Below are 25,916 nucleotides of genomic sequence, written 5' to 3' on the forward strand. Positions count from 1 at the left end.
CTCTAATCGAGAAAGAGTTTAGTCGTCCTTACCGCGGAAGAACGAACGAGCTCGTTCCTTGGTAACGGCGGCAACCGCAGTCAGCGGGATACCGGCCGGGCAGACATCAGCACATTCACCATAGAGGGAGCACGGACCGAAGGTGCCTTCGACCTCGTCAACCATCTTGCGAGCACGCTTGCCACGCTCTTCCTTACCCAGCGGGACCAGGGAGAGGTGAACCAGCTTTGCGCCGGTGAACAGGTGTGCAGCACCGTTCGGGCAAGCTGCCACACAAGCACCACAGCCGATGCAGGCTGCGTGGTCAAGTGCGAACTCAGCCGTCTCGTGGTTCAGGTGCAGAGTATCTGCATCCGGAGCGGTACCAGCGTTGATGGAGACGTAGCCACCCTGCTCGAGGACACGGTCCAGAGCGGAGCGGTCAACGACCATGTCCTTGATGACCGGGTATGCGGCGGAGCGCATCGGCTCGATCTTCAGGGTGTCACCATCGCTGAACTGGTGCAGACGCTGCTGACAGGTCGGGGTGTTCTGGCCCGGGCCGTGCGGACGACCGTTGACGTTCAGACCACAGGTACCACAGATACCCTCACGGCAGTCAGATGCGAACGCGAACGGCTCCTTGCCGGACTCGACGTACTTGGAGTTGACGTGGTCAAGCAGCTCCAGGATCGACATCTCTGCGACGGCGTCGTCAACGTCAACGGATTCAAAGTGTCCCTCGACGTTCGGACCTGCTTGGCGCCAGATTTCAAGGTGCAGTTTCATTACTTGTAGTTCCTTGTCATGAGCGGGACGGCTTCGAAGGTGAGCGGCTCGGCGTGGCGAATGAATTCGTAACCGGACTGATCCCATGCAGGACCGTTGTTGCCTCGCTCCCATGCGGAAACGAAGCACCAGTTAGCGTCATCGCGCTCTGCCTCGCCATCTTCGGAGATGTGGTCATCGCGGTAGTGAGCACCGCAGGACTCATCGCGGTCGAGGGCGTCGACACACATGAGCTCACCGAGGTCGATGTAGTCAGCAACGCGGTTAGCGTACTCGAGCTGCTGGTTCATCTCGTTCGGCTCACCCGGAATGAACAGGTCAGACCAGAATGCCTTACGCAGTTCGCGGATCTCCTCGATACCGCGAGCCAGGTCTTCCTTGTTACGGGCCACACCACAGTCGCGGTAGAGAATCTCACCGAGCTGGCGGTGGAAGTACTCAGCGCCGTGCTTACCCTGGATGCTCATCAGCTTGTCCAGGCGAGCCTGAGCGCGGTCCAGTGCTTCCTTGGCCTCCGGGGCATCCTCAGCCAGGCGGTCGGTACCGAGCAGTGGGCCAAGGTAGTTCGGAATGGTGAACGGCAGGGTGAACCAACCGTCGACCGAACCGGACAGCAGGGAGTTCGCACCCAGGCGGTTTGCACCGTGGTAGGTCCAGGATGCCTCGCCACCGGTGAACAGACCCGGGATGGAGGTCATCTGGTTGAAGTCAGACCACAGACCACCCATGGTGAAGTGGCAGGTCGGAGCAATACGCATCGGAACCTTGTACGGGTCCTCACCGATTGCCTCTTCGTACATCTGAATCAGGTTCGAGTAGCGTTCCTTGATGACCGGCTGGCCCAGGCGCTCAATTGCGTCACGCAGATCCAGGTAGACGGAGTTCTTCAGCGGGCCAACACCGTAGCCGGCGTTAATCTGCTGAGAGTTGGCACGGGAAGCGACGTCACGCGGGACGAGGTTACCGAATGCCGGGTAGCGACGCTCCAGGAAGTAGTCGCGCTCGTCCTCCGGGATGTCGTTGGCCGGGCGCTCGTCGCCCTTCTTCTTCGGGGTCCAAATACGTGCGTCGTTACGCAGGGACTCGGACATCAGAATGGTCTTCGACTGCCAGTGCGCGTTAACCGGAAGACCGGTCGGGTGGAACTGGATGAAGGACGGGGATGCGAAGTAAGCACCCTGGTCGTATGCACGCATGATGGCCGAAGCGTTGGAGTTCTTGGCCAGCGTGGACATGTGGTAGACGTTGCCGTAACCGCCGGTAGCCAGAATAACTGCGTGAGCAGTGTGAACGGTCAGCTCACCATTGATGAGGTTACGCATGATGGCACCCTGGCAACGGCCGTCGGCGACGATGATGTCAACCAGCTCGTTGTGGGTGAAGATCTCGACGTTGCCGAGACCAATCTGACGCTGCAGAGCCGAGGTAGTCGACAGCTGCAGCTGCTGACCCGTCTGACCACGGGTGTAGTACGTACGGGAGACCTGCACACCACCGAAGGAACGGGTTGCCAGGGTACCGCCGTACTCGCGAGCGAACGGAGCACCGATTGCATTCAGGTGGTCGATGACGCGGACGGACTCGACAGCCAGACGCCAGCAGTCGTTCTCGCGGCAGCGGTAGTCGCCGCCCTTAACGGTGTCCTTGACGTGGCGGTAAGCGCCGTCGTTGTCGACCTTCTTACCGCGAGCGGAGTTGACACCACCCTGTGCAGCAATGGAGTGCGCACGGCGCGGAGCGTCGTGGTAGGTGAAAACCTGCACGTCGTAACCGAGCTCGCCGAGGGCAGCAGCGGCAGCGCCACCAGCCAGGCCGGTACCGACGACCATGACGCGGAACTTACGACGGTTCAGCGGCGAAACCAGGTTGGCGTGATCCTTCTGGTACTGCCAGTGGTCCTTCATGGAGACCTTGTCACCCGGGGAGTTATCGGACAGAACCTTGCCGATCTTGACCCCGTCGACAACGCTTTCCGGCGCGCGGAAGTCCGCAGCGACGGTTGCTTCAGTGTTAGTCATAGTAAATTTCCTCCTCGACCTACGAGACCAGACCGGTCAGGACGGCGACTGGGATGAAGATGTTGCCGACAACAACCAGCAGCGGCAGCAGGCCGGACAGGAACAGCAGAACCTTGCGCCAGCGCTTACCGGTGATACCGAGGTCGGAAGTAGCAGTCCACAGACCGTGGGACAGGTGCAGCAGCAGAGCGAGCTGCGCAATGATGTACCAAACAACAACACCCGGACGCGAGAAGGACGCAATCACGTTCTGGTACGCCTCACCGTGCTCGAAAGAAGACGGAGCAACGCCAGCACCGATGGTCAGGTCCAGCAGGTGGAAGATGATGAAGGCCAGCAGCACGATGCCGGTGATCACCATCGAACGTGCAGTAAAGGTGTTCCAGCTGGACACCATGCCCTGACGGCGGAACTTGCCGCGGGACTGCTTAGCACGTGCAGCCAGGGTGAGGCCACCGAAAATGTGCAGGACAATAGCTACCAGCAGGACAATGCGGAAAACCCACAAAATGCCCTCGTTCGGAACTGCCGGAGCACCGACAGTGCGCAGGAAGGTCGCGTATGCGTTGAAGTCTTCCGCGCCAGCGAAAATTTTCAGGTTACCCAGCATGTGGACAATAACGAAGAGGCCAAACAGCACGCCAGTGACGGCCATGGTCAGCTTCAGAGCCCATGAGGGATATTTAGGCTGCTCGCGCAGCGGTTCTACATTAATTTTGCCGTGCGCGATTGCGTCACGGTTTGAACTTTTAACAGTCATGGCACCTCCAGTGTCATATTCACTCTAAAGTCACACAGCGCCTGGTAAACATTTTTCCCCCTTTTGGGTGGGGATTTTCACAGGTTACCTAGGTCTTTTCTCCGCCTTTTCTCAGGTTATCGCATTTTAGCCACTTCTGATGTCGTCGCTGTATAAATCCTCTTCCCCACCATAAAAACGCCCCTACCCCGACTTTTGCCGATTTTTTACCTGCCCAAACCAGCTAATAACGCAACATAAATAGCACGAAAATAAAAAACCGCCCACTTTTCTCAGGTGGACGGTTTTAATACTCAATAATTATGTTGCGAAATTCTTTATTTTTACCCCTGCCGAATTCCCCAAAGGCCCAAACAGCCACCCCCAACAGGCAATCCCCCCCCATTGGCACCGGTACGGCCGAAGCCGTCCGACTAATCCTCGCCCTGATCCGAGTTCGCCATCACCACGGTCAACGGCTCCGGGCCAATGATCACCTCATGGCCTGCGACCATAATCGGCCCAACCTGGTGGTCTCCCTCCTCCAGGACGACTTCCACCGTGCGGCCGCGCACCGTCACTCGGATACGACAACCACGAATAGTGACTCGGTACGTCAGACCACTCCAGTCCTCCGGCAGACGCGGGTCAATACTGTAGCGGCCGTCATGATCGCGGAAGCCACCGAAACCATAGACCAGGGACTGCCACACACCACCGGCAGATGCGACGTGGACACCATCGGCAGCGTTGCCATGCAAGTTCGCCAGGTCCACATAGAGTCCGCGTAGGAAGAAGTCCATTGCCTGATCCTGCAAGCCCAACTCGGCCGCAACAATGGACTGCACAACGGCGGACAGCGAGGAATCACCAGTGGTGAGCGGATCGTAATACATGTAGTCTGCGCGCTTTTGTTCCGTCGTAAAGCGATTGCCCATGAGGAACAGTGCGAGGACGACGTCCGCCTGCTTAATGACCTGGTGACGGTAAATCGTCAGCGGGTGGTAATGCAGCAGCAACGGACGCAGGGGTCCGACCTCGGGATCGTCGAGATTCCAGCGCTTACGCAGTAGGAATTGGTCATCCTGAGGGTGAATGCCGAGCTTCTCATCGAACGGGATGTACATCGCCTCAGCAGCCTGCTCCCATTCTTCAACCTCTCGCTCGGTGAGGTCGAAGCGGTTGGTCAGTTCGCGATAGGCAGCAGGGCGATCACGCTTCATCTGCTTGACGACGTCCGCAGCAACCCGCAGGTTATACTGCGCCATCACGTTGGTGTACAGGTTGTTGTTCACCACCGTGTTGTACTCATCTGGACCGGTGACGCTGTGAATCTGGAACTCTCGCTGTTCGGCATCGAAGAATCCCAGTGACATCCAAAACCTGGCCGTGCCGAGCAGCAGATCCGTGCCCTCCTTGAGCAGGAACTCCTCATCGCCGGAGGCATAGACGTACTTCATCATCGCGTACACGATGTCCGCATCGATGTGGTACTGCGCCGTGCCGGCCTCAAAGTAGGCCGAGGACTCCTGACCATTGATAGTGCGCCACGGGAAGAGGGCACCGTCGTGCGCCAGTTCGTCGGCACGCGCCCACGCGGCTTCGAGCATGTCCCAGCGGAAACGCATGGCATTGCGCGAGAATTGCGGCGACGTATAGGTAAGGAATGGGGTCACGTAGATTTCCGTGTCCCAGAAGTAGTGGCCGCCGTAGCCGGTGCCGGTCATTCCCTTGGCTGGGACGCCTTGGAATTCGGCGCGGGCGGCGGCCTGGATAATCTGCCAAATGTTCCAGCGCACTGCCTGCTGAATCTCCGGCTGATTGTAAATGACCACGTCAGAGCGCTCCCAGAAGCGTTCGAGCCACTCCTCCTGGTTCTCCATCAGCCCCAGCATGCCGATGCGACCGACGCGGTTCAGGGTGCGTTCACAGCGGAATGCCAGCTCTTCAGCACGCACCTTACGGGAGGAGTGGTACGCGACCAGCTTCTCCAGGCGTATGACAGTGCCGACTGGCGCATCCAGGTTGAACAGGGAGCTGGCCACATCCGGCTCGGTCGACTGCGAAATCTCTACGAACGGCTCCGTGCCGTCGGGAGTGCGGACAGTAAAGGTGTGGTCCATGGAGGTAGCCACGGTCATACCGGAGTTCGCGCAGCGGTAGCCCAGCGTCGAACGCTGCCCGTGCGCCGATTCCGACTGAAATGCCGGAATGAGAACGCGGTCTTCCAGCGCCTCGGCGCGACGGGGATCCAGTTCGGTGCCCTGCGCCTTAGCGGCATCGTGGTATTCGTCCTCGCCGTCCTGGCGGTTGAGGATCTGCGAGTTAATCATCACCGCAGCATCCGCATCCAGCAGCTCGACTTCCAGACTCATCGCGGCCACATGCTTTTCCTGGAAAGACACCATGCGCTCAGAGGTGACGCGAACGCGCTTGCCACCCGGGGTGCGCCAAATGAACCGACGACGCAGCACACCCTCGCGGAAATCCAGGCTACGTTCGTAGTCGCTGACCTCAGCATTGCCGAGACGCAGGGGCTCATCGTCAATGTAGAGACGCATTGCCTTGGCGTCCGGAGCATTGGCAATCGTCTGCCCCTGACGGGCTAGGCCGTAGGCGTCCTCGGCGTGCCTAATCGGCCAGGTCTCATGCAGACCGTTGATATAAGTGCCGTGCTCACTGGAGTCACGGCCCTCCGGCGGGTTGCCACGCATGCCGATGTACCCGTTCGACAGCGCAAACAGCGTCTCGCCCAAACCGAGCGGGAGGCCGTTCGGCTTCGTCTCAATCAGACGCCACTCATCGACCGGAGTGATGTCTCGGTCCATGAGTCCCTCGGCATTTACAAGGTGGTGGTGCTTATCCGCACGATCCGCCGGGAAGTTACGACGCTGCTTACGACGAACTGAGGACACCGTCTCCTCCTGTTTTTCAGCCTCTGCGGTCTCCGCGTCGTGACCCTGCCCCTGCGGAATCACACGCTCGGTCTCGTCGACTGCTGCCGTGGTCGAATCGTTGGCCATGATGCCTTCCGGTTTTGTCTCAGCCATTTGTCACGAGCCAGCCTAGACGAGTGCCGCCAAGTCACTGACCACAACGTCGGCGCCCGCTCGGCGCAGCGCTTCCGCACCAGCACCGCGGTCAACACCAATGACCAGACCAAATGCGCCGGCTGCACCCGCTTGCACACCACTGATGGCATCCTCGACCACCACAGCATCGCGCGGCGCCACCCCCAGATTCTTCGCCGCGTACACGAAAGTATCGGCGGCTGGCTTACCCGGCAGGTTGTTCTCATGCGCCACCACGCCGTCAACAATCTCCACGAACCGCTCACGCAGCCCAGCGGCCGTCAGCACCGGCACCGCGTTCTTCGACGAGCTAACCACCGCCAACTGCGGTTTTTCGCTTGCCGACGAGTCCCCCGCGCCCTGTAACTCGTCGAGCAGCGCAACCGACCCCGGGTAGGCCTCAATTCCCCTCTCGACTCGCGCCAAGAAGTCATCATTTTTGCGCTTCCCGAGCCCGACAATCGTCTCGTCTTTCGCTGTGTCCTCATCGCTACCGTGCGGCAGCGAAATGCCGCGAGATTCCAGGATTGCTGCGATGCCCTCATCGCGGCGGCGGCCATCGAGGTAGGTGAAGTAGTCCTCCTCTGTGTAGGCCGAGACGCCCTTGTGCTCGAAGTAGTCGCTAAACATGTCCGCCCACGCCTGCTCGTGCACATCGGCGGTAGGGGTAATCACTCCGTCGAGGTCAAAGAGGATTGCGCCCGCGCTATGGAGGAATTCTTTGGCCTTGGCGAGGTTGGTAGCACTGTCGGTCGTGGAATTAGTCATGGGGGGGTCGCAGCTCCTTGGACGTTGCAGACTGCATTTTCTCAATTAACTTCCCAATCAACGCTAGCAACGTTGCCCCTGCCCCGCTTGCGAACCCGGGTATCTCGAATCTGAGAATCATGGTGCGCTTCCCCAAAAACAAAACTGCCGGCGCGCATGCGGTATTGGCATCAGAGGTTAGCCAATACCACCTACACACCGGCAGTATGGATATCTATTTTGTTATTTCAGGCTCGGCAGCCGCAGCCCGACCAAGAATTAATCCTGGTCGATGCCCTCGCGCTTCTTGAACTCCAGGCGACGGCGGTGCAGAATCGGCTCGGTGTAACCGGACGGCTGGTTCACACCATCGAGGATGAGCTCCTTGGCGGCCTGGAAACCAATGGACTTGTCGAAGTCCGGAGCCATCGGCAGGTATGCCTCATCGCCCTCGTTCTGGCGGTCAACGACCTCGGCCATGCGCTCCAGCGAATCGATGATCTGTTCCTCGGTGACAACACCGTGCAGCAGCCAGTTAGCCAGAGTCTGGGAGGAAATACGCAGGGTAGCGCGGTCCTCCATCAGGTCAACATCGTTGATGTCCGGCACCTTGGAGCAGCCAACACCCTGCTCAACCCAGCGGATAACGTAGCCCAGGATGGACTGGCAGTTGTTGTCCAGCTCGTTGGCCTTGTCCTCATCGGACCAGTCAGCGCCCGGCTCGCCAGCCTTAGCTGCCGCTACCGGGATGGTGAGCAGGTCACCGAAGGTGTCACGGCGACCGTCGGTAAGCAGCTTGTCCTGAACGCCGAAGACGTCAACCTCGTGGTAGTGGGTAGCGTGCAGCACACCACCGGTCGGGGACGGAACCCATGCGGTGGAAGCACCCTGCTTCGGCTGACCGATCTTCTGCTCCAGCAGCTCGGCCATCTGCTCGGTCATGGCCCACATGCCCTTACCAATCTGAGCCTTGCCCTGCAGGCCGTGTGCCAGACCGGAGTCGACGTTGTTGTCCTCGTAAGCCAGCATCCATGGAGCGGTCTTCTGGACAGCCTTGCGGAACATCGGACCAGCCTGGATGGAGGTGTGGATCTCATCACCAGTGCGGTCCATGAAGCCGGTGTTAATGAAGACGACACGCTCGGAAACAGCCTTGATGGCGGCGTCCAGGTTGACGGAGGTACGACGCTCCTCGTCCATCAGGCCGACCTTCAGGGTGTTGTGCGGAAGACCCAGCAGCTTCTCAACGTCTGCGAACAGCTCGTTGGTGAATGCAGCCTCATCCGGGCCGTGCTGCTTCGGCTTCACGATGTAGATCGAACCGGTACGGGAGTTCTTACGTGCGTTGTCCTGGTCCAGGCCCGGGATTGCACACACAGCGGTGACGACGGCATCCATGATGCCCTCGAAAATCTCCTCGCCGTCGCGGTCGAGGATGGCCGGGTTCTGCATCAGGTGGCCGACGTTACGGACCAGGTTCAGGGAACGACCGTGCAGGGTGACCTCGGAACCGTCAAGAGCGGTGTAGGTGCGGTCGTCGTTGATGGTACGGGACAGCTTCTTGCCGCCACGGGTGAACTCGACTGCGAGGTCACCGACGTTCAGGCCCAGCCAGTTGGTGTAACCCAGGGTCTTGTCTGCAGCGTCAACTGCGGCGACAGAGTCCTCGAGGTCCATGATGTTGGTGACAGCGGCTTCCAGGATGATGTCCTTGACGCCAGCCTTGTCGGTCTTGCCAACCGGGGACTCCGGGTCAATCAGCAGCTGGATGTGCAGACCGTTGTGCTTGAAGTAAATGGACTCCGGCGCGTCCTTATCACCGGTGTAGCCGACCAGGGTCTCCGGCTCGCGCAGACCGGAGGTAGCGCCACCTTCCAGGGTTGCCTGCAGGTGACCGTCGACGATGTCGTAAGAGGTGACGTCCGCGTGGGAACCGTCAACCAGCGGCAGAGCCTTGTCCAGGAAGTTACGACCCCATGCGATAACGCGGTCACCGCGGACCTTGTTGTAGCCCGGGGTGTCCTTCTCCGCACCGCCATCTTCAGGAATAGCGTTGGTGCCGTACAGCGCGTCGTAAAGCGAGCCCCAGCGTGCGTTCGCAGCGTTGATGGCGAAACGGGCGTTGAGAACCGGCACAACCAGCTGCGGGCCAGCGGTGGAAGTGATCTCGGTGTCGACGTTAGCGGTAGTGACCTGGAAGTCACCCGGGTTGTCAACGAGGTAGCCAATTTCCTTCAGGAATGCGACGTACTCATCCTGATTCTGCTCGCCCGGGTGTTCCTTGTACCAAGCGTCGAGCTTTTCCTGCAGCTCATCGCGCTTGGCCAGCAGCTCGCGGTTGCGCGGAGTGTACTTAGCGACAATGTCACCGAAGCCGTTCCAGAACGCGTCCTTGTCCTCAATGCCGGCGGCGGGGAGTGCGGTGTCATTAACGAAGTCGTAAAGAACCTTCGCGACCTGCATTCCACCTGCCGAAATACGCTGTGCCATTGCTCTCCTCAAAACTATTGATTGCAATTTGCCCATCCAGCCACGGCCACGTCAGCGGCTCACACTGGATGCGTTGTTCCCCTACTGTATGTGATTCGGCGCACTTATGAACCGTCTTTTTCCATAACCGCCAACCGCCAGCCCGGTATAGCGCCGCTCACATTTGCCATTTCATTCGCTTTACGACGAGCACCCTGCGAACAGACCCCACCCCCTCCCCGATGACCATTCGGGCATTCAATCCTGACGCCACAACCAGCCCTCCCCCACCCGCATTGACTGCAGCATCCCCGGCACTCTTCCCTCCAGCCACAGAACACCACACACAATGGGAAAGTGTCGCGTCTCACAGACATTTACTATTGCGACCTGCGTATCAACGGCCAGCGACGAATCACGTCGCTACAGCCTCCGCCTTCAAACCAGACCATAAAAGCGAGATGACAACCGAGACCCTGGCCACTACCCAGGGATGCTCCGGCGGGGTACTGACGGTGTAACGGCAGTGTATTTAGAAGCCCGTTTCCACCTTTACGGCCGTAATTTCGGGGGTAGCGAAACACCCCCTAAACCCCAAACACTGTTAACGGCCAGCTTTGATAAATACCAAAATTTAAATCACCCCAAAGCGGGGGGAACATTATTCGCGAGCCCGCCACAGGGAAATAACAGTACAAATGTACCGGCCGGTCACAGGCGCAAATTGTTAAAGCCAAGCTACACATCACAATGTTTGCAATCTTCACAAGTGTTATCCGTATTACATACTTGAATTCACATCGGAAGCTGCTTGACGAACGTAGCGCTATGCCCCAAAATGTGAGACATGGCACGCGGAAGCGGACATTGTTTTTGTTCGCGTGTTTGCGTGCAGGGGTACAGCACTTTGCTAGCGCCCCCTGCATTCACGTGACACCGCGGTCACTATCGGGTCAGCCTGTAGATCGGTTCTGTCGGAATTGTTCTTAAGTCAGCACCCGGAGTTCAAAAAGCAAGCAAAAGGAAGTGACTCCGTTTATGTCTAACGTTGGTAAGGCACGTACCGCCGCCGAAATCCAGAAGGATTGGGACGAGAACCCGCGCTGGGAAGGTATCACCCGCGACTACACCGCTGAGCAGGTTGCTGAGCTCCAGGGCTCCGTCGTCGAGGAGAACACCCTCGCTCGCCGCGGCGCTGAGATCCTGTGGGAAGGCGTCAACGTTAAGGACGACTCCTACATCAACGCTCTGGGCGCACTGACCGGTAACATGGCCGTTCAGCAGGCTCGCGCTGGCCTGAAGGCTGTCTACCTCTCCGGTTGGCAGGTTGCTGGTGACGCTAACCTCTCCGGCCACACCTACCCGGACCAGTCCCTGTACCCGGCTAACTCTGTGCCGAACGTCGTTCGCCGCATCAACAACGCTCTGCTCCGCGCAGACGAAATCGCTCGCATCGAGGGCGACGACTCCGTCGACAACTGGCTGCTGCCAATTGTCGCTGACGGTGAGGCTGGCTTCGGTGGCGCTCTGAACGTCTACGAGCTGCAGAAGGCTATGATCAACGCTGGTGCCGCTGGTACCCACTGGGAGGACCAGCTCGCTTCCGAGAAGAAGTGTGGCCACCTGGGCGGCAAGGTCCTGATTCCGACCCAGCAGCACATCCGCACCCTGACCTCTGCTCGCCTGGCTGCTGACGTCTCCAACACCCCGACCGTCATCATCGCCCGCACCGACGCTGAGGCCGCTACCCTCATCACCTCCGATGTTGATGAGCGCGACCAGAAGTTCATCACCGGCGACCGCACCTCCGAGGGCTTCTACCACGTCCAGAACGGCCTGGAGCCGTGCATCGCTCGTGCGAAGTCCTACGCTCCGTACGCTGACATGATTTGGATGGAGACCGGTACTCCGGACCTCGAGCTGGCTAAGAAGTTCGCTGAGGGTGTCAAGGCTGAGTACCCGGATCAGCTCCTGGCTTACAACTGCTCCCCGTCCTTCAACTGGTCCGCTCACCTCGAGAAGGACGAGATCGCCAAGTTCCAGAACGAGCTGGGCAAGATGGGCTTCAAGTTCCAGTTCATCACCCTGGCTGGCTTCCACGCTCTGAACTACGGCATGTTCGACCTGGCTTACGGCTACGCTCGCGAGCAGATGTCCGCATTCGTCGACCTGCAGAACCGCGAGTTCGAGGCTGCCGAGAAGCGCGGCTTCACCGCTGTCAAGCACCAGCGCGAGGTTGGCGCTGGCTACTTCGACCGCATCGCCACCACCGTCGACCCGAACTCCTCCACCACCGCCCTGAAGGGCTCCACCGAGGAGGGTCAGTTCTAAGTCACTCGGCTTAGGGCTTAGGTCAAGGACCTAACTTCAACACCCAGCGAGGGTTGCACTTGTAGCCCTCGCTGGGTGCTTTTGTGTGTTCATCGACATGTCGACTCCGGGCCGTCGTGAAGCGTGCAACCCCTCAACGAGCTTGACTATTGCCAGCTACCCCGCAATGCATCTGATTTCATAAATGCCTTCCCACCTGGATTAATGTGGTTACCCCCGTGGCATTTTTACAACATGTGTCACGGTAGTCACACTGGTAACATCCGTATCACCCTTTGTGGTCATGGGTACAGCTCCCTGCACGTATTCCATGCCCCGTGGATAGTTTTCGGAGCTTTTCGATTCCTCCTCGCCAAACCTTCGGGATTTCAGTTGCGCGTGGTTGCCACGGGGAATGCTCACTTCTCCACGAAAGATACGTTTATGAAATCCAGACTCTTCTCACGCATGTCCAGCTCGGTTTCCCCCAAGAACTCAGTCAGGCCCGCCACTGTCATGGCAGTAGCTGCTGCCACGCTTTTCGGATCCACCTCCGTAGCCTCGGCGCAGGATATGAACAGCCTTCTGCCCGGCGCATCGTCTGACGGCAACGTTGTCGTCACCGACAGCCCACGAATCCAGGTCATTGTCGGGGAAAACAAGGGTGAAGACACCGTCACCGTCGAAATTAAGAACAACTACGACAGCAACTTCTCCTGTTTCGCTCCGGGTGTTTCTACCGATGCGAAGAAGCCAGCTCAACTGCCTAACACGGTGACTGAAGCCGAAATCGTCGCGCAGGCTGTGGATTACTACCGCACCTGGCCAAATGTCCCTTCCGATGGCATCAACGTACCTCTCCTGGGTGTCATCCCCACCAACGGACTGTTGGAATTTGTTCCGGACGGGCTGCTGGGCTCCGCCCTGGGCAAGCAGCTGAACACTCGCGCGCAGCTTTTCCGCGCCTGGGAGCAGGCAAAGTTGGCCGGCCATACTGGCGAGATTCCCGTCTTCGAGCTCAAGCCTTTCGGGACTTCCACTCACGAAGTCGTTCTGAATAAGCCAGGTTCTGGCGAGCGAACAGATTTCGAGGCCGCCGCTCTCGTCTACTGCACGGACAACGATGATCCGCATAAGCAGCAGTACGTCTTCGCAGGCTACGAATCCGGCAAGGCTCCCAGGGTCGGCGGCTTCGGCGGTTCACTCGGCTCGCCTGGCCTCCCTTCTCCCTCACTAAAGATGTCGTAGTGAACCACCGCTTTACGACGACCCCTCCCCGGCCCCCTTATCCCTTCGCCTCTAAGGACCTGGATTCCATGACTTTCTCTCTGTCTCGTGTAGCTAAGGCCGCCACTCCTGCAGTGGCTCTAGCCGCCACCGTTACCCTGCTTTCCACCACTCCCGTTCTTGCAGATACCCACAGCAATGTCGTGCCCGGCGCGGATCAATCCTCGATTGTCGTGCACACTGACACGAAGCTGCTGACCGTTACCGTGGATGCAGCTGATGCTGCCGCAACTGAAATTTCCGGAAAGGTCACCAACACCTCAGATAAGAAGTTCACCTGTGCTGGCCCACGTGGCTCCGGCAAGGTCGCAGGCGACGTCACCACGTCAAAACTGGTGGCGGAGTCTGAGGATTATTACCGCAAGAACACCTTCCGCGAACTGCCCAAGGTGCCAATCCAGATCGGTGGCATCCCCATCATTGGCAACATTCCGCTGGGACAGCTGGACCTGGGAATGCTCGGACCACTCCTACAGGGACTCGGTGGACTGCTTGGCGACCCGAATGCCCAGCGCAACCAGATTGCAAAGGACTACTCCACTGAGCGTGTGAAGGGTCACGCAGGTCTGATTGACGCGTTCACCATTGAGCCTGGTGCAACTCACGACTTCTCCGTCTATCTGAACAACCCGAGCTCAGGTCCGCGCACGGATTTCGATGCTGCCGCCTTCATCATGTGCACCGATGAGAGTAATGCCGCATACGCTTTCACCGGCTACGAGGAGGGAACTCGCACACCAGGCAGCGCATTCTTCGGCTCCCCAGGCCTGCCATCGCCACAGAGCCCGGGCTTCCAGAGCCCAGGCTCACAGGCCCCTGATAACCCCGAAACAGTACCGGCAGCAGAAACTGCCGGTACCGAGGCCGAGGCCTCAGAGTAATTCCGCTGCCCGGGTCTCCTCAGATCTCCCGGTCCCTTCTCCAGGTAACTGTCCTTGAGTGACCGCTCAGCGGACAGACGTACGACCCTTTCGATAGAAAGCAATGCCATGACCTCTCGCAAGACCCTGCGCATCACCACGGCAGTAGCCTGTGCCTCCGCATTTGCCCTCTTGTCTGCTCCGGCTGCTATGGCAGACAGCGCAACTGCGACCCATACCGACAGCCAATCCATTTACAGCCGCACTGTCAGCAACACGACACCGGCTCCAGGTGAAATCATCACCTACGCCCAAACCTTCACCACAACCTCTGGAAATGACTACATCTACGACTGGAAGAACAACGTAGACTCCTGCCTCGAGTACCAGTCGGGTTCTGCAACACTCCAGATCGGCAACGCTTCCGCAATCACACTCCCCGAGGACAAAGTGACTGCTACGCCAGGTGCCACCGCCATCAAGTCCAATGATGCCTCCGGCTACTGGACCTTTAACAAGGACGCCCCGCACACGTTTACTCTGCAGTACAAGGTGAGTGACGCATGCGCACAGGGCAAGGAACTCACTTCTGGGTTTTACTACAAGTACGGAAGCTTTCTGAGCTCAAAGACCTACGGCAGTGACAAGTTCAATGGCGGCCCAGGAATTACCGTTGTCGACGCTAGCCGCGTCCGCACGTCCGTAGAGCTGGTTGACACTCCGGACACAGCAGTGGTGGATCGCCCGCTCACCTTGAAAGCAAAGGTTACTGCCAGTGCAAACGACGGCGTGGACGCTCCTTCCCTGGCGGGTAAGAAGGTGAGCTTCGTCAGTGGCGGCAACACTCTCTGCACTGCCGATATCGCAGCCATCACCGATACAGCTACGTGTGACTGGACCCCAACCAGCGCTGGGAACTTCGATGTCAAGGCAGTTCTCGAGGCCTCCGATGAAATCCTCGGCAGCAGTTCGGCCACCAAGTCCATCACCGTTACCGTCGCTCCGCCCGGGGCCCCTTCGGAGCTGAAGGTCGAACCCGCCAACGCTTTTGGCAAGGCGCAAACAGTCATCAGCGGAAAAGCTGAGCCGGGCACCACTATCGAAGCCCTGGGCCCAGGTGGTACCCGCTGCGTAGCCAAGACCAATGATGAGGGAGCATTCTCATGCAATCTCGGATTCCTTCCGTCTATCCCGGGCACTGTCACCGTCACCGCAGCCCGAGGTGACGCAAAGTCGGAACCACGCCAGATGCTGGTCAATACACAACCTAGCTTCTTTGATTCCTTGAGCTCGCCTGGCCTGCCGAAGTTCGAGTTTCCGACCTCCGGCAACTAAGCATGCCCGAGAACCTCAGCACCTACACACGTAAGCAAAGGTTGCAACGGTTTTCTACACAAGTTCAGCAAAGCCCGCGATATGCTGGGCAGTATGTCGAAAACCTATGTCGGATCCCGTCTCCGCCAGCTGCGCCGCGAACGCGACCTCAGCCAGGCTGCGCTCGCGCAGGCGTTGGGCCTCTCGGCTAGTTACGTCAACCAGATTGAGCACGACGTCCGCCCGCTGACTGTGCCCGTGCTGCTCCGCATCACGGACACATTCGGCGTTGACGCGACTTTCTTCTCCCGCGATGACGATTCTCGCCTCCTCGCTGAGGTTCAGGACGTGGTGATGGACAAGGAGATCGCTAAGTCCCCCATGGACCTGCAGGAGATCTCGGAAATGGTTCGCGACCATCCCGACATCGCCCGCATCATGGTGGATATCCACCGCCGCTACCGCAACGTCACCGACAAACTCTCCCTGGCCACCGAGGAGCGCAACTTCGGCAACAGCACCGACACCGCCTCCGGCTCACAGGCGCTGACCATGCCACATGAGGAGGTCCGCGACTACTTCTACGCCCGCCAGAACTACATCGCTTCGGTCGACACCGCCGCTGAGGAGCTGGCCCGCGAGCTGCGCATCACCGACGAGACCACCGATGTGGTCTCTGTGCTGGCCGACAGGCTGTCCAACGACCATGGGATTCGGATTGCGCTGGAATCGTCGTTAGGCGATGTGCAGCACAGCCTTGATCGGCGGACGAAGACGCTCTACCTCGCGCGGCACCTCTCGCCGGGGCAGCGGGCCTTCCGCATGGCCACGGAGCTGGGGTTTTTGGAGCAGGGCGAGACCATTTCCGAGGCCGTCGCGTCCGGGCATTTCATGTCGGAGGAGTCGCGGAAGCTGGCGCAGCGCGGAGTCGCGACGTACTACGCGGCGGCGCTGATTCTGCCGTATGAGTCGTTCCATGCGATGGCTGAGTCGAAACGCTACGACATCGAGCTGTTGTCGCGCACTTACGGCGTCGGCTACGAGACCATCTGCCACCGATTGTCCACGATGCAACGCCCCAGCTTGCGCGGCATCCCGTGGACATTCGTGCGCGTCGACCGCGCGGGCAACATGTCCAAACGCCAATCCGCTACGGGCTTCCACTTCACGCATTCGGGCGGTACCTGCCCGCTGTGGAACGTCTACGAGACCTTCTCCTACCCCGGCAAGGTCATGCGGCAGGTCGCGCTCATGCCGGATGGTCGGCCGTACATGTGGATCTCGCGGACCGTGGAGCATCACGCGGCACGTTTCGGCAAGCCAGGTAAGGTTTTCGCCATCGGTTTGGGCTGCGAGGCCCGTCACGCTGAGCGCACCGTGTACGCCGATGGTCTCGATCTCGCGGACCTCGACGCCGCAACTCCAATCGGTGCCGGCTGCAGGGTCTGCTCCCGCGAGGCCTGTCCGCAGCGCGCGTTCCCGCCGATCCATCGCGACATCGACATCAACATGCACCGCTCCACCGTCTCGCCGTACTAGTTCGCTTTACGACGGGCGCAGGGTCGGCCTGTTTGCGGGGGCTTGGTTCGCGCAGGATGCCCCCCAAAAAAAAGGAAGACCCCAAAAAGAAAGTGCTTAAGTTTATGACACTTTCGCACCGATTTTCACGGTCAAACTGTCATAAACTTAAGCACTAACTCGTATTTGTCTGAACCGGGACCAGCCCAGTGAGAGCCAGGACCAGCGAAAACTGGCCCCAGGCCAAAGCCACAACCTCTTACAGGTTGATCATCTTGCCCATAACGCCCTCAGCTGCTTCCTTCATAGCCTCGGACATGGTCGGGTGAATGTGGACGGCGCGGCCGATTTCCTCAGTGGTCAGCTCGTACTTCTCAGCCAGAACCAGCTGCGGCATGAGCTCGGAAACGTTGGCACCCACCATATGGCCACCCAGCAGCTCGCCGTATTCGGCATCTGCAATGAGCTTCACGAAACCAGCCGGCTCCGCCAGACCCTGGGCCTTACCGTTTGCAGAGAACGGGAAGGTGGAGACCTTAATCTCGCGGCCGTTCTCCTCTGCCCACTTCTTGGCCTGCGCCTCGGTCTTACCGAAGGAACCAACCTGCGGGTTACAGAAGGTTGCGCGCGGCATCATGTTGTAGTCCGGGATGGTCTCGGTCTCGTGACCCGCCATGTGCTCAGCTGCGATAACGCCCTGTGCCTCAGCGACGTGTGCCAGCTGCAGCTTCATGGTGACGTCACCGATGGCGTAGATGTTGTCGACGTTGGTGCGCATGTACTCGTCGATGACAATCTCGCCGCGCTCGCCCAGCTCAACACCAGCCTTGTCCAGGCCGATGCCCTCGGTGCGCGGTGCGAAACCGATGGAGACCATAACGCGGTCGACGGTCAGAGTCTGCTCGTCTCCGCCATCCTTGGCCTCAACCTTGACCTCAACCGAGTCGCCGTTGTCCACGATGGAGGTGGTCTTGTGCCCGGTCATGAGCTTGACGCCCAGCTTCTTGTATTCCTTGGCAATAACCTTGGAGACGTCTGCGTCCTCGTTCGGCAGAACGTTGTCCATGAACTCGACGATGGTGACATCCACGCCGTAGTTAGCCAAGACGTACGCGAACTCCATACCGATGGCGCCAGCGCCGACGATGACCATGGAGTCCGGCAGCTCATCGGAGAGAATCTGCTCTTCGTAGGAAACGATGTTGCCGCCGACCTCAACACCCGGCAGAGAACGGACGACGGAGCCGGTCGCAATAATCGCCTTGTCGAAGGTGATTTCCTTGCCCTTGTCATCGCCATCAGTGATGGCCATGGAGGTCGGGCCAGTGAATTCACCGAAACCGTTGATTTCGGTGATCTTGTTCTTCTTCATCAGGAAATGAACACCCTTGACGATGCCCGCGGACACCTTGCGCGAACGCGCGTGTGCGGCACCGAAGTCAAAGGAGACATCGCCGGAGATACCGAAGGTCTTAGCCTCATGGTTGAAAATGTGCGCCACCTCGGCGTTCTTCAACAGAGACTTGGATGGAATACAGCCAACGTTGAGGCAGACACCGCCCCAGTATTGCTTCTCCACCACAGCAGTCTTCAGCCCCAGCTGGGATGCACGGATTGCTGCGACGTATCCGCCAGGACCGCCGCCGAGTACTACAAGATCAAAATGTTCAGCCACGTGCACAAGTCTACGCACGACTTGTCTTTACTTCACGCGCGAGTCCCGGTTTTACCTACTGCGGTCGGCTACGGTGGTGGGCATGGGCACCGACACGGACACCGACTTGGGCAACAATCCCTCCTTCCTCTCCACTGATCTTGTCCCCGATTGGCTGGACGATATCGACGGCTCCCAGGCGCTGGCGTGGGCCCGCGCGCAGTCGAAGGCCACCGTCGCAGGTGTCGATTCGCTTGCCGACGACACCAGCGACCGCACCAACTTGGAACAACGCATCCTGGCTGCGCTCAACACCGATGCCCGGATCGCATACCCGGTGCGGCGCGGCGAGTACCTCTATAACTTCTGGCGGGATGCCGAGCATCCGCGGGGCCTGTGGCGGCGGACGTCGTTGCAGAGCTATCTGGCTGGCCAGGAGGATCCGCAGGCGACCGAGTGGGAAACTCTCATCGACCTCGATGCGCTGGCGAAAGCCGAGGGAGAAAACTGGGTCTGGAAGGGCACGGTGTGCCGTTATCCGGAGTATGACCGCGCGTTGATTTTGCTCTCTCGCGGCGGCGCCGATGCCACTGTGGTGCGGGAGTTTGACCTCGTCAACTGCACTTTTGTGGAGGATGAGCCGTTCTACCTCCCGGAGGCGAAGTCCGATGTCTGTTGGTTGGGCCGTGACGAGATTCTCGTTGGCAGTGACTTTGGTCCGGGGTCACTGACGGATTCGGGCTACCCGCGGCAGGTGCGGAGGTGGCGGCGCGGCATGCCGTCGTCAAGCGCGGATGTGGTTTTCTCGGGCCACAGTGATGATGTGGCCGTGGGCGGCTGGTTCGATGCGACGGAGGGGTTTGAGCGGCTGTTTGTCGAGCGTGCGCATGATTTTTATAATTCGCAGCGGTTCGTGGCAGCGGAGCGTCCGGGCAAGTTGGCGGCGCAGCAAAACGGGGACTTTTCCCTGCAGATCCTGGAGGTGCCGCAGGACTGTCGGACAAGTGTCCATAGGCAGTGGTTGGTGCTGATGCCGCGCACGGAGTTCAATGGCATTCCGGCTGGTGGCGTGGCCGTTGTGGAGCTCGATAAGTGGCTGGCGGGCTCGCGTGAGGTGGAGGTGATTTTCACCCCTGATGCGCACACCTCGTTCCAGCAGCTGGCGTGGACGAAGAACTTCCTGGTGCTGACGCTGTTGGAGGATGTCGCGACGAAGTTGGCCGTGTTGCGGGAGGGCTCGTGGGAGCCGGTGGAGGCTTTCGGCGAGTTACCTGCGCAGGCCACTGTGAGCGTGATTGATACGGCCTCTGAACGCGACGATGAGATCTGGTTGGTGTCGACCTCGGCAACGCAGCCGGCAACCCTCTGGTACGGGCAAGTCGGCAGCCAGCTCACGGAAGTGCGGCGTGCTCCGGCGCTCTTCGACAGTGAGGGGATGGAGACGCGGCAGCACTGGGCGACCTCGGCCGATGGCACGCGGATTCCGTATCGCATCACCGGCCGCTTCAGCGCGGGCGTTGGTGCAAGTGCTGACGCAGGCGCTAGTGCAGAGACAACCACAGCCACACCCACTCCGAACCCAGCCCCTACCCTTGTGCACGCCTACGGCGGTTTCGAGGTCTCACTGGTCCCGCAGTACTCGGCGATTCGTGGCCTGACCTGGCTCGAGCGGGGCGGGTACTTCGTGGAGGCCAACCTGCGTGGCGGTGGCGAATTCGGCCCGACCTGGCACTCCTCGGTGGTCAAGACTGAGCGGATGAGGGTCTATGAGGATCATCAGGCCGTGCTGCGCGACCTGGTTGAACGCGGCTACTGCACGCGCGAGCAGCTGGGCGTGCGCGGTGGTTCCAACGGCGGGCTGCTGACCGCTGTCTGCCTCACCTCCTACCCGGAGTTAGTGGGAGCGGTGGTGTCCCAGGTGCCACTGGCGGACATGATGCGCTATCACAAGCTGTCCGCAGGAGCCTCCTGGATGGCCGAGTATGGAAACCCGGACGACCCCACCGAGCGGTCTGCGATTGCGCAGTATTCGCCGGTCCAGCGCGTCGTCAAGCGAGAGCAGCGCGCCTACCCACCAGCGTTGATTACGACGTCTACCAGGGACGACCGCGTCCACCCGGCACATGCGAGGAGCCTGGCGTGGCTGCTGGAGGAAGCGGGACAGCCGGTGGACTATCACGAAAACACAGAGGGCGGGCACGCGGGCGCGGCGGATAATTCGCAGGTCGCGTTCGTCGAGGCACTCATATCTACGTGGCTGTGGAACAAGCTCAAGTAAGGTAACAGCCGTGAGTAGCGCTGATTTCACTAATCCTTATACCGGTATTGCGTTCAACCTGGGTTTCCGGGTGAACAAATACGAGCTGGACCTCGATTATCGGGTCGGGCCGAATCGTCTGAAGGCGACGGCGACTCTGCATATCGAAATCAATGCTTGGACCTCACACATCACGCTCGACTTTGCGGATGCGCTGGGGGCCGATTCGGTGGATGCGATTTCCGATTCGCAGGCACACTCAATCGATGTAAAGCGCTGGCGCCATTCGGGACGCAAGCTGCGCGTCACCTTTGACCGCGAGTTGGCTCCCGACGAGACGCTGCGGCTGATTGTCACTTACTCGGGCACGCCACGTCCGGTGCGCTCGAAGTGGGGCGAAATTGGCTGGGAGGAACTCGAAAACGGTGCACTCGTGGCATCGCAGCCGGTGGGCGCGGCGTCGTGGTACCCCTGCGATGACGATCCCGAGGTCAAGGCGTTCTACGAGTTCACGATGGTCACCGACGCTCCCTACGAGGTCGTCGCACCAGGGCTTGCCGACGCTCCGGTGAACGTGGGCGGATCGCGCCGCCGCTGGCGGTTTGTCACCGAGGAGCCCATGGCCTCCTACCTGGCCACCATCAATGTCGGCCAGTTTAAGAAGGTCGAGCTGCCGTGCCAGACCTCGACCGTAGTGGCCTGGGTGCCCTCTGAGTTGGTGGCCAATGCCCGCCATGACTTCCGAGATCAGGGCCGCATGCTCGATGAATTCGCCAAGCTCTTTGGTCCTTACCCCTTCCGCGCCTACCAGGTGGTCATTTGTGAAGACGACCTGGAGATCCCCATCGAGGCACAGGGTCTGTCCATCTTCGGAGCCAACCACGCCGACGGCAAGGACACGTGGAATCGACTGATTGCCCACGAGTTGTCACACCAGTGGTTCGGCAACAGCGTCGGCATTTCGCAGTGGCGCGATATCTGGCTCAACGAGGGTTTTGCCTGCTATTCCGAGTGGGTGTGGTCCGAGGTCAGCGGCGGTGCCAGCGCGGATGTGCACGCCCGCAAGCACTACCTGGACCTGCTTGAAGATGATCAGGACATCATCATCGCCAACCCAGGGCCCAAGCTGATGTTCGACGACCGTCTGTACAAGCGCGGCGCGCTGACTGTGCACGCTCTGCGTCTGCTGCTGGGCGACGAGGTGTTCTTCGACCTGGTGCGCAAGTGGACCACCACCAACCGCCACAGTGTGGTCGATGCAGTGGACTTCCGCGCACTGGCCAACCGCGTATGCCGCGAGCGTGGCATCACCACCTCGCACCTGGATGTCATCTTTGACTCCTGGCTGTCACGCAGCTCCTTGCCGGACTTCCCCACTGATCCGACGCGCTCCCCTGCTGACCAGGGCATCGACGATAATGGTGCTCCAATCGTGGATGAGGAACTGGCCGCTCAGTTTGAAAAGCTCGGCTACTCGAAGGCCAAGGACTAGAGAGCTAGAGGCACGTCAATGTCCGGTTTCAAATGGTTGTCGCTGGCCACGATTGTCGCGGCGATAGGCAGCTTCGCGGTGCTGATTATCTCGGCTCGCGCACTTCCCAATGCTATAAACCTGCAGTTCGTGGCGTTCTGGGGGCTTTTCTTCGCGCTCACGGGTGTTCTCGGCGGGCTGATGCAGGAGACCACGCGCGCAATCGGCGCTGCGGAATCGCGGGAGCGGGAGCGAGAACAGGAGCAGAGGCAGGAGCAGGGAGCCTCGGAAGCAGGTCAAGTTCTCGGCGCTCGTCCCATCACAGTGTCCCTGGGCGTCGCCGCAGTTACTTTCGTCACCATGGCAGTGACGGGTCCGCTGTGGGCCCCACTGGTCGTGCAGGATGACGCCGGCACTGCAATTCTGCTTATGGCTTTTGGTCTGGCGCTGTACTCTATGCAGGCCACCACCTCGGGTCTGCTCAGCGGCCGCCAACTGTGGGGCCCCTACGCCGCGCTAATCATGATTGACATTCTCGTGCGCGTGGCTCTGGCACTCATCGCCTGGTACTTCGGCTGGGGCCTGCTGGCCTGGCTGATTATCACGGTATTCGGCACTGTCAGTTGGCTCATTCTCGCGCTGTTTTCCCCGGCAACCCGCTCGGTCATGTTCGCGCGTGCCGACGTCCCGGTGCGCCGCTTCATCACTCTCATGGTCACGGCCATGGGCGCATCCGGCGCATCTGCTGTGCTGGTCACAGGTTTTCCGACAATCGTCAAGATTGCCGGCGAAGCAGTCACCACTGGCGCCGGGATAGCCGAGTCGCTTACCCCGCCGCATGCCAACAACTTCACCGCAGCGGTGACCATTGCGGGTATCGCCTACGCCGTAACGCTGACCCGCGCTCCGCTGCTCATGCCCTTGGAGAAGTTCCAAAACGCCATCATTGTGAGCTTTGTCCGGCACCGCTCCGAGGGCGTGCTGGCAGCGCTGGCCAAGCCGTTGGGAGCGCTGGCTGCTTTCGGCGCCTTCGGCGCAGGCCTGGCATGGCTCATCGGCCCGTGGATTATGACTCTCATCCTGGACGATAGCTATCACGTGTCCGGGCCGGTGCTCGCAGCGCTGACGCTCGGTGCGACGTTGACCGCCATGTTGATGATTACCGGCTCGGTCACCTTGGCAGTGGAAAAGCACCATATGTATCTGATTGGTTGGTTGGCTGCGACCACGATCGCCGTTGCCATTCTTTTCCTCCCTGGGCACCTGTCGGTACGCACGGTCGCGGCTATCGCCGTAGGCTCTGCAGTAGGTGTCGTCATTCACCTGCTTGCGCTGCGCAAACTTTCCCCACGTGCTGCCAGGTCAGCCGTATCGGAGGCTTTTGCGGTGGAATAACACCACCCGCATCCAATACCGCCCCCCCCCCAAAAAAAACTGTCCAAATCCCCCTGCAACTCCCAAGGTTCGAGACTCACATGTCCACCATCACTAACCTCACGGTTCTCATGACCGTCTACCACCGCGTCGTCCCCGACCAGCTCGATGCTGCGCTGCAGTCGCTGTGGAACCAGACGCGTCCGGCCGCGCACGTCATTGTGGTCATCGATGGCCCGATCGGGCAGGAACTCGACCGGGTCGTCGTCAAGCATGAGCAGGCGCATTCGGAGATGACCGTGCTGCGTTGTGCAGAAAATGGCGGCTCGGGAGTGGCTTCGCAGGCGGGTCTTCAGTTGGTGGAAACGCCATGGGTGGCGCGGCTGGATGCGGACGATATTGCGCGTGCGGACCGCTTTGAAAAGCAGTGGGACGTGCTGACCGCTAATCCGGAGTTGGATGTGCTGGGCAGTGCAATGGCGGAGTTCGAGGGCACGCCGGACAACGTGGTGCGCGTGCGGACTCTGCCGCAGACGCACGCCGAGATTGCGCGTTATATCAAGATTAATTCACCCGTGAATAACCCCTCCTCGATGCTGCGAACGGCGAAGGTGCGTGAGGTCGGTGGGTATCGCGACATCCGTCTGATGGAGGACTACGACCTCTGGGTGCGCCTCATGGCCGCTGGCGCGAAGTTTGAGAATCTGCCCGAGCCGCTGGTGTACTTTCGCGCCGACGGCATGTTCGAGCGGCGAACCTCGCGCGGCATCATCCGCGGTGAACGTCAGCTCCAGCGCACGCTGGTAGCTGAGGGGCTGATTTCCAGGCCGCGGGCGGTGTTTAACTTGGCGGTGCGGACACTTTTCCGACTTTTGCCAACTCAGCTCATGTCACGCGCGTATCGACGATTGTTTGTGCGGTAGGCTTCGGAGCGATGACTGACAACATGGATTTCTCGGACACCTGGCTGATTGTGCCGTGCTACAACGAGGGCCAGGTTATTCGTGAGGTTCTCGAGCACGCTCGCGAGACCTTCCCCAACATTGTCGCGGTCAACGACGGCTCTTCGGATAACTCCAGCCTGGAGATCCACAGAGCTGGCGCTCACCTGGTCAACCACCCTGTCAATTTGGGTCAAGGGGCGGCTATCCAGACCGGCGTGGAATACGCTCGCGCGCAGGCTGGCTCGAAATACTTTGTCACCTTCGACGCCGATGGCCAGCACCAGGTCAAGGATGTCGTCGCCATGGTGCAGCGACTGCGCACCGAACCAATCGACATCATTGTGGGAACCCGTTTCGGCCGCCCTCGCGCCGAGGATGACCAGGTGCCGCTGATTAAGCGAATTGTCCTCAAGACGGTGGTCATGTTGTCACCACGCACGCGCCGGCTCGGTCTTACCGACGCCCACAACGGCCTGCGCGCCTTCAACCGCACGGTGGCAGAGCAACTGAACCTGCGCATGAACGGCATGAGCCATGCCTCCGAATTTGTCGAGGTCATGGACAACAGAGGCTGGCGTACCGCTGAGCAGCCGGTGGATATCCTCTACACGGAATACTCCATGTCCAAAGGGCAATCCTTGTTCAACGGTGTCAATATCCTTGCCGACTCCCTGATTTCGAAGAGGCTGCCATGACCGCATCCATCGTTCAAATTATGTTGCTGCTGGCGATGGTGGGCCTGGTGGCTTACTTCGTCGCTAACCGTCGTAAAGCACGCGCCAAGGCGGGCGTGAAGCTGGGATTCGTCCTTTTCGTCGTCGCGTGCCTGTGGGCAATCGTGCGTCCCGACGATCTGACCGTGGTGGCCAACTGGATTGGTGTGACCCGGGGCACCGATTTGCTGCTCTACGTACTGGTGTTGGCGTTCGTGTTTACCACGGTGTCGTCCTACATCCGCTTCCGCGAACAGGAGCTACGCTACGCGCGACTGGCTCGTGCAGTGGCCTTGAAGACCGCTGTGCGTCCGGAAGAAGAAATTGTGATTTCGGGCAGCCAACAGAACAGTCAAAAGGACAGCGCGACGAACGTTGAGAACAACGCTCCGTCCGACTAAT

The 25,916-nt window shown here is 59.8% G+C and carries 18 protein-coding genes; 11 read left to right on the forward strand and 7 right to left on the reverse strand.

The features are described from left to right. Nucleotides 1-18: 18 nt before the first annotated feature. The 6 genes from HMPREF2820_RS07885 to HMPREF2820_RS07910 all read right to left on the reverse strand — a co-directional run bounded on the left by HMPREF2820_RS07885 (nt 19) and on the right by HMPREF2820_RS07910 (nt 9,833). On the reverse strand, nt 19-768 hold the full coding sequence (locus HMPREF2820_RS07885; protein ID WP_016421966.1) for a succinate dehydrogenase/fumarate reductase iron-sulfur subunit: 750 nt from the start codon (nt 766-768) through the stop codon (nt 19-21). Further along, on the reverse strand, nt 768-2,786 hold the full coding sequence (locus HMPREF2820_RS07890) for a fumarate reductase/succinate dehydrogenase flavoprotein subunit (protein ID WP_070603569.1): 2,019 nt from the start codon (nt 2,784-2,786) through the stop codon (nt 768-770). The genes HMPREF2820_RS07885 and HMPREF2820_RS07890 overlap by 1 nt, the downstream gene beginning before the upstream one ends. 19 nt (nt 2,787-2,805) lie before the next feature. Further along, complete coding sequence (locus HMPREF2820_RS07895; RefSeq protein ID WP_070603570.1) at nt 2,806-3,546, reverse strand: succinate dehydrogenase cytochrome b subunit; 741 nt, start codon at nt 3,544-3,546, stop codon at nt 2,806-2,808. Between the two features lie 413 nt (nt 3,547-3,959). Next, entirely contained in the window at nt 3,960-6,575 is a 2,616-nt protein-coding gene (locus HMPREF2820_RS07900) for a glycoside hydrolase family 65 protein (RefSeq protein ID WP_070603571.1), read from the reverse strand. 15 nt (nt 6,576-6,590) lie between these two features. Further along, complete coding sequence (locus HMPREF2820_RS07905; protein ID WP_179078196.1) at nt 6,591-7,364, reverse strand: HAD family hydrolase; 774 nt, start codon at nt 7,362-7,364, stop codon at nt 6,591-6,593. A 258-nt stretch (nt 7,365-7,622) separates the two neighbouring features. After that, nucleotides 7,623-9,833 carry a malate synthase G gene (locus HMPREF2820_RS07910; RefSeq protein ID WP_048732321.1) on the reverse strand — a complete coding sequence of 737 codons (2,211 nt, stop codon included), beginning with the start codon at nt 9,831-9,833 and terminating at the stop codon, nt 7,623-7,625. Between the two features lie 1,017 nt (nt 9,834-10,850). On the opposite strand from HMPREF2820_RS07910, the gene aceA reads away from it, so the two are divergent. The 5 genes from aceA (at nt 10,851) to ramB (ending at nt 17,122) form a co-directional block, all read left to right on the forward strand. Further along, a complete protein-coding gene (gene aceA, locus HMPREF2820_RS07915; protein WP_070603572.1) occupies nt 10,851-12,143 on the forward strand; it encodes an isocitrate lyase in 1,293 nt (430 codons plus the stop codon). 447 nt (nt 12,144-12,590) lie between these two features. After that, entirely contained in the window at nt 12,591-13,370 is a 780-nt protein-coding gene (locus tag HMPREF2820_RS07920; protein WP_141751991.1) for a hypothetical protein, read from the forward strand. A 68-nt stretch (nt 13,371-13,438) separates the two neighbouring features. Then, entirely contained in the window at nt 13,439-14,290 is an 852-nt protein-coding gene (locus HMPREF2820_RS07925) for a hypothetical protein (RefSeq protein WP_048732315.1), read from the forward strand. A gap of 108 nt (nt 14,291-14,398) precedes the next feature. Next, a complete protein-coding gene (locus HMPREF2820_RS07930) occupies nt 14,399-15,604 on the forward strand; it encodes an Ig-like domain-containing protein (RefSeq protein WP_048732312.1) in 1,206 nt (401 codons plus the stop codon). A 93-nt stretch (nt 15,605-15,697) separates the two neighbouring features. After that, complete coding sequence (ramB, locus tag HMPREF2820_RS07935; RefSeq protein WP_038629316.1) at nt 15,698-17,122, forward strand: acetate metabolism transcriptional regulator RamB; 1,425 nt, start codon at nt 15,698-15,700, stop codon at nt 17,120-17,122. Between the two features lie 238 nt (nt 17,123-17,360). On the opposite strand, the gene lpdA is transcribed toward ramB, so the two are convergent. Next, nucleotides 17,361-18,776 (reverse strand): dihydrolipoyl dehydrogenase, encoded by a 1,416-nt coding sequence (gene lpdA, locus HMPREF2820_RS07940; protein ID WP_049189521.1) that lies wholly within the window; start codon nt 18,774-18,776, stop codon nt 17,361-17,363. A gap of 82 nt (nt 18,777-18,858) precedes the next feature. Here lpdA and HMPREF2820_RS07945 point away from each other — a divergent pair, with 82 nt between their 5' ends. The 6 genes from HMPREF2820_RS07945 (at nt 18,859) to HMPREF2820_RS07970 (ending at nt 25,915) form a co-directional block, all read left to right on the forward strand. Continuing rightward, nucleotides 18,859-21,033 (forward strand): prolyl oligopeptidase family serine peptidase, encoded by a 2,175-nt coding sequence (locus tag HMPREF2820_RS07945; RefSeq protein WP_083308456.1) that lies wholly within the window; start codon nt 18,859-18,861, stop codon nt 21,031-21,033. A 10-nt stretch (nt 21,034-21,043) separates the two neighbouring features. Beyond that, entirely contained in the window at nt 21,044-22,504 is a 1,461-nt protein-coding gene (locus HMPREF2820_RS07950) for a M1 family metallopeptidase (RefSeq protein ID WP_070603574.1), read from the forward strand. 18 nt (nt 22,505-22,522) lie between these two features. Further along, nucleotides 22,523-23,878 (forward strand): hypothetical protein, encoded by a 1,356-nt coding sequence (locus HMPREF2820_RS07955; RefSeq protein WP_070603575.1) that lies wholly within the window; start codon nt 22,523-22,525, stop codon nt 23,876-23,878. 80 nt (nt 23,879-23,958) lie between these two features. Then, nucleotides 23,959-24,780 carry a glycosyltransferase gene (locus HMPREF2820_RS07960; RefSeq protein WP_049192969.1) on the forward strand — a complete coding sequence of 274 codons (822 nt, stop codon included), beginning with the start codon at nt 23,959-23,961 and terminating at the stop codon, nt 24,778-24,780. A gap of 23 nt (nt 24,781-24,803) precedes the next feature. Next, nucleotides 24,804-25,496 (forward strand): glycosyltransferase family 2 protein, encoded by a 693-nt coding sequence (locus HMPREF2820_RS07965; RefSeq protein ID WP_048732520.1) that lies wholly within the window; start codon nt 24,804-24,806, stop codon nt 25,494-25,496. Then, a complete protein-coding gene (locus HMPREF2820_RS07970; RefSeq protein ID WP_070603576.1) occupies nt 25,493-25,915 on the forward strand; it encodes a DUF2304 domain-containing protein in 423 nt (140 codons plus the stop codon). The genes HMPREF2820_RS07965 and HMPREF2820_RS07970 overlap by 4 nt, the downstream gene beginning before the upstream one ends. The last annotated feature ends 1 nt before the right edge of the window (nt 25,916 follow it).

Origin of the sequence: Corynebacterium sp. HMSC064E08, from assembly GCF_001811805.1 — a bacterium.
Lineage (GTDB): Bacteria > Actinomycetota > Actinomycetes > Mycobacteriales > Mycobacteriaceae > Corynebacterium > Corynebacterium jeikeium_D.

Bases quoted from the DNA above. Each gene is read 5' to 3' on its own strand.
- HMPREF2820_RS07885 (WP_016421966.1), bottom strand. From the start codon at position 768: ATGAAACTGCACCTTGAAATCTGGCGCCAAGCAGGTCCGAACGTCGAG.
- HMPREF2820_RS07890 (WP_070603569.1), bottom strand. From the start codon at position 2,786: ATGACTAACACTGAAGCAACCGTCGCTGCGGACTTCCGCGCGCCGGAA.
- HMPREF2820_RS07895 (WP_070603570.1), bottom strand. From the start codon at position 3,546: ATGACTGTTAAAAGTTCAAACCGTGACGCAATCGCGCACGGCAAAATT.
- HMPREF2820_RS07900 (WP_070603571.1), bottom strand. From the start codon at position 6,575: ATGGCTGAGACAAAACCGGAAGGCATCATGGCCAACGATTCGACCACG.
- HMPREF2820_RS07905 (WP_179078196.1), bottom strand. From the start codon at position 7,364: ATGACTAATTCCACGACCGACAGTGCTACCAACCTCGCCAAGGCCAAA.
- HMPREF2820_RS07910 (WP_048732321.1), bottom strand. From the start codon at position 9,833: ATGGCACAGCGTATTTCGGCAGGTGGAATGCAGGTCGCGAAGGTTCTT.
- aceA (WP_070603572.1), top strand. From the start codon at position 10,851: ATGTCTAACGTTGGTAAGGCACGTACCGCCGCCGAAATCCAGAAGGAT.
- HMPREF2820_RS07920 (WP_141751991.1), top strand. From the start codon at position 12,591: ATGTCCAGCTCGGTTTCCCCCAAGAACTCAGTCAGGCCCGCCACTGTC.
- HMPREF2820_RS07925 (WP_048732315.1), top strand. From the start codon at position 13,439: ATGACTTTCTCTCTGTCTCGTGTAGCTAAGGCCGCCACTCCTGCAGTG.
- HMPREF2820_RS07930 (WP_048732312.1), top strand. From the start codon at position 14,399: ATGACCTCTCGCAAGACCCTGCGCATCACCACGGCAGTAGCCTGTGCC.
- ramB (WP_038629316.1), top strand. From the start codon at position 15,698: ATGTCGAAAACCTATGTCGGATCCCGTCTCCGCCAGCTGCGCCGCGAA.
- HMPREF2820_RS07945 (WP_083308456.1), top strand. From the start codon at position 18,859: ATGGGCACCGACACGGACACCGACTTGGGCAACAATCCCTCCTTCCTC.
- HMPREF2820_RS07955 (WP_070603575.1), top strand. From the start codon at position 22,523: ATGTCCGGTTTCAAATGGTTGTCGCTGGCCACGATTGTCGCGGCGATA.
- HMPREF2820_RS07960 (WP_049192969.1), top strand. From the start codon at position 23,959: ATGTCCACCATCACTAACCTCACGGTTCTCATGACCGTCTACCACCGC.
- HMPREF2820_RS07965 (WP_048732520.1), top strand. From the start codon at position 24,804: ATGGATTTCTCGGACACCTGGCTGATTGTGCCGTGCTACAACGAGGGC.
- HMPREF2820_RS07970 (WP_070603576.1), top strand. From the start codon at position 25,493: ATGACCGCATCCATCGTTCAAATTATGTTGCTGCTGGCGATGGTGGGC.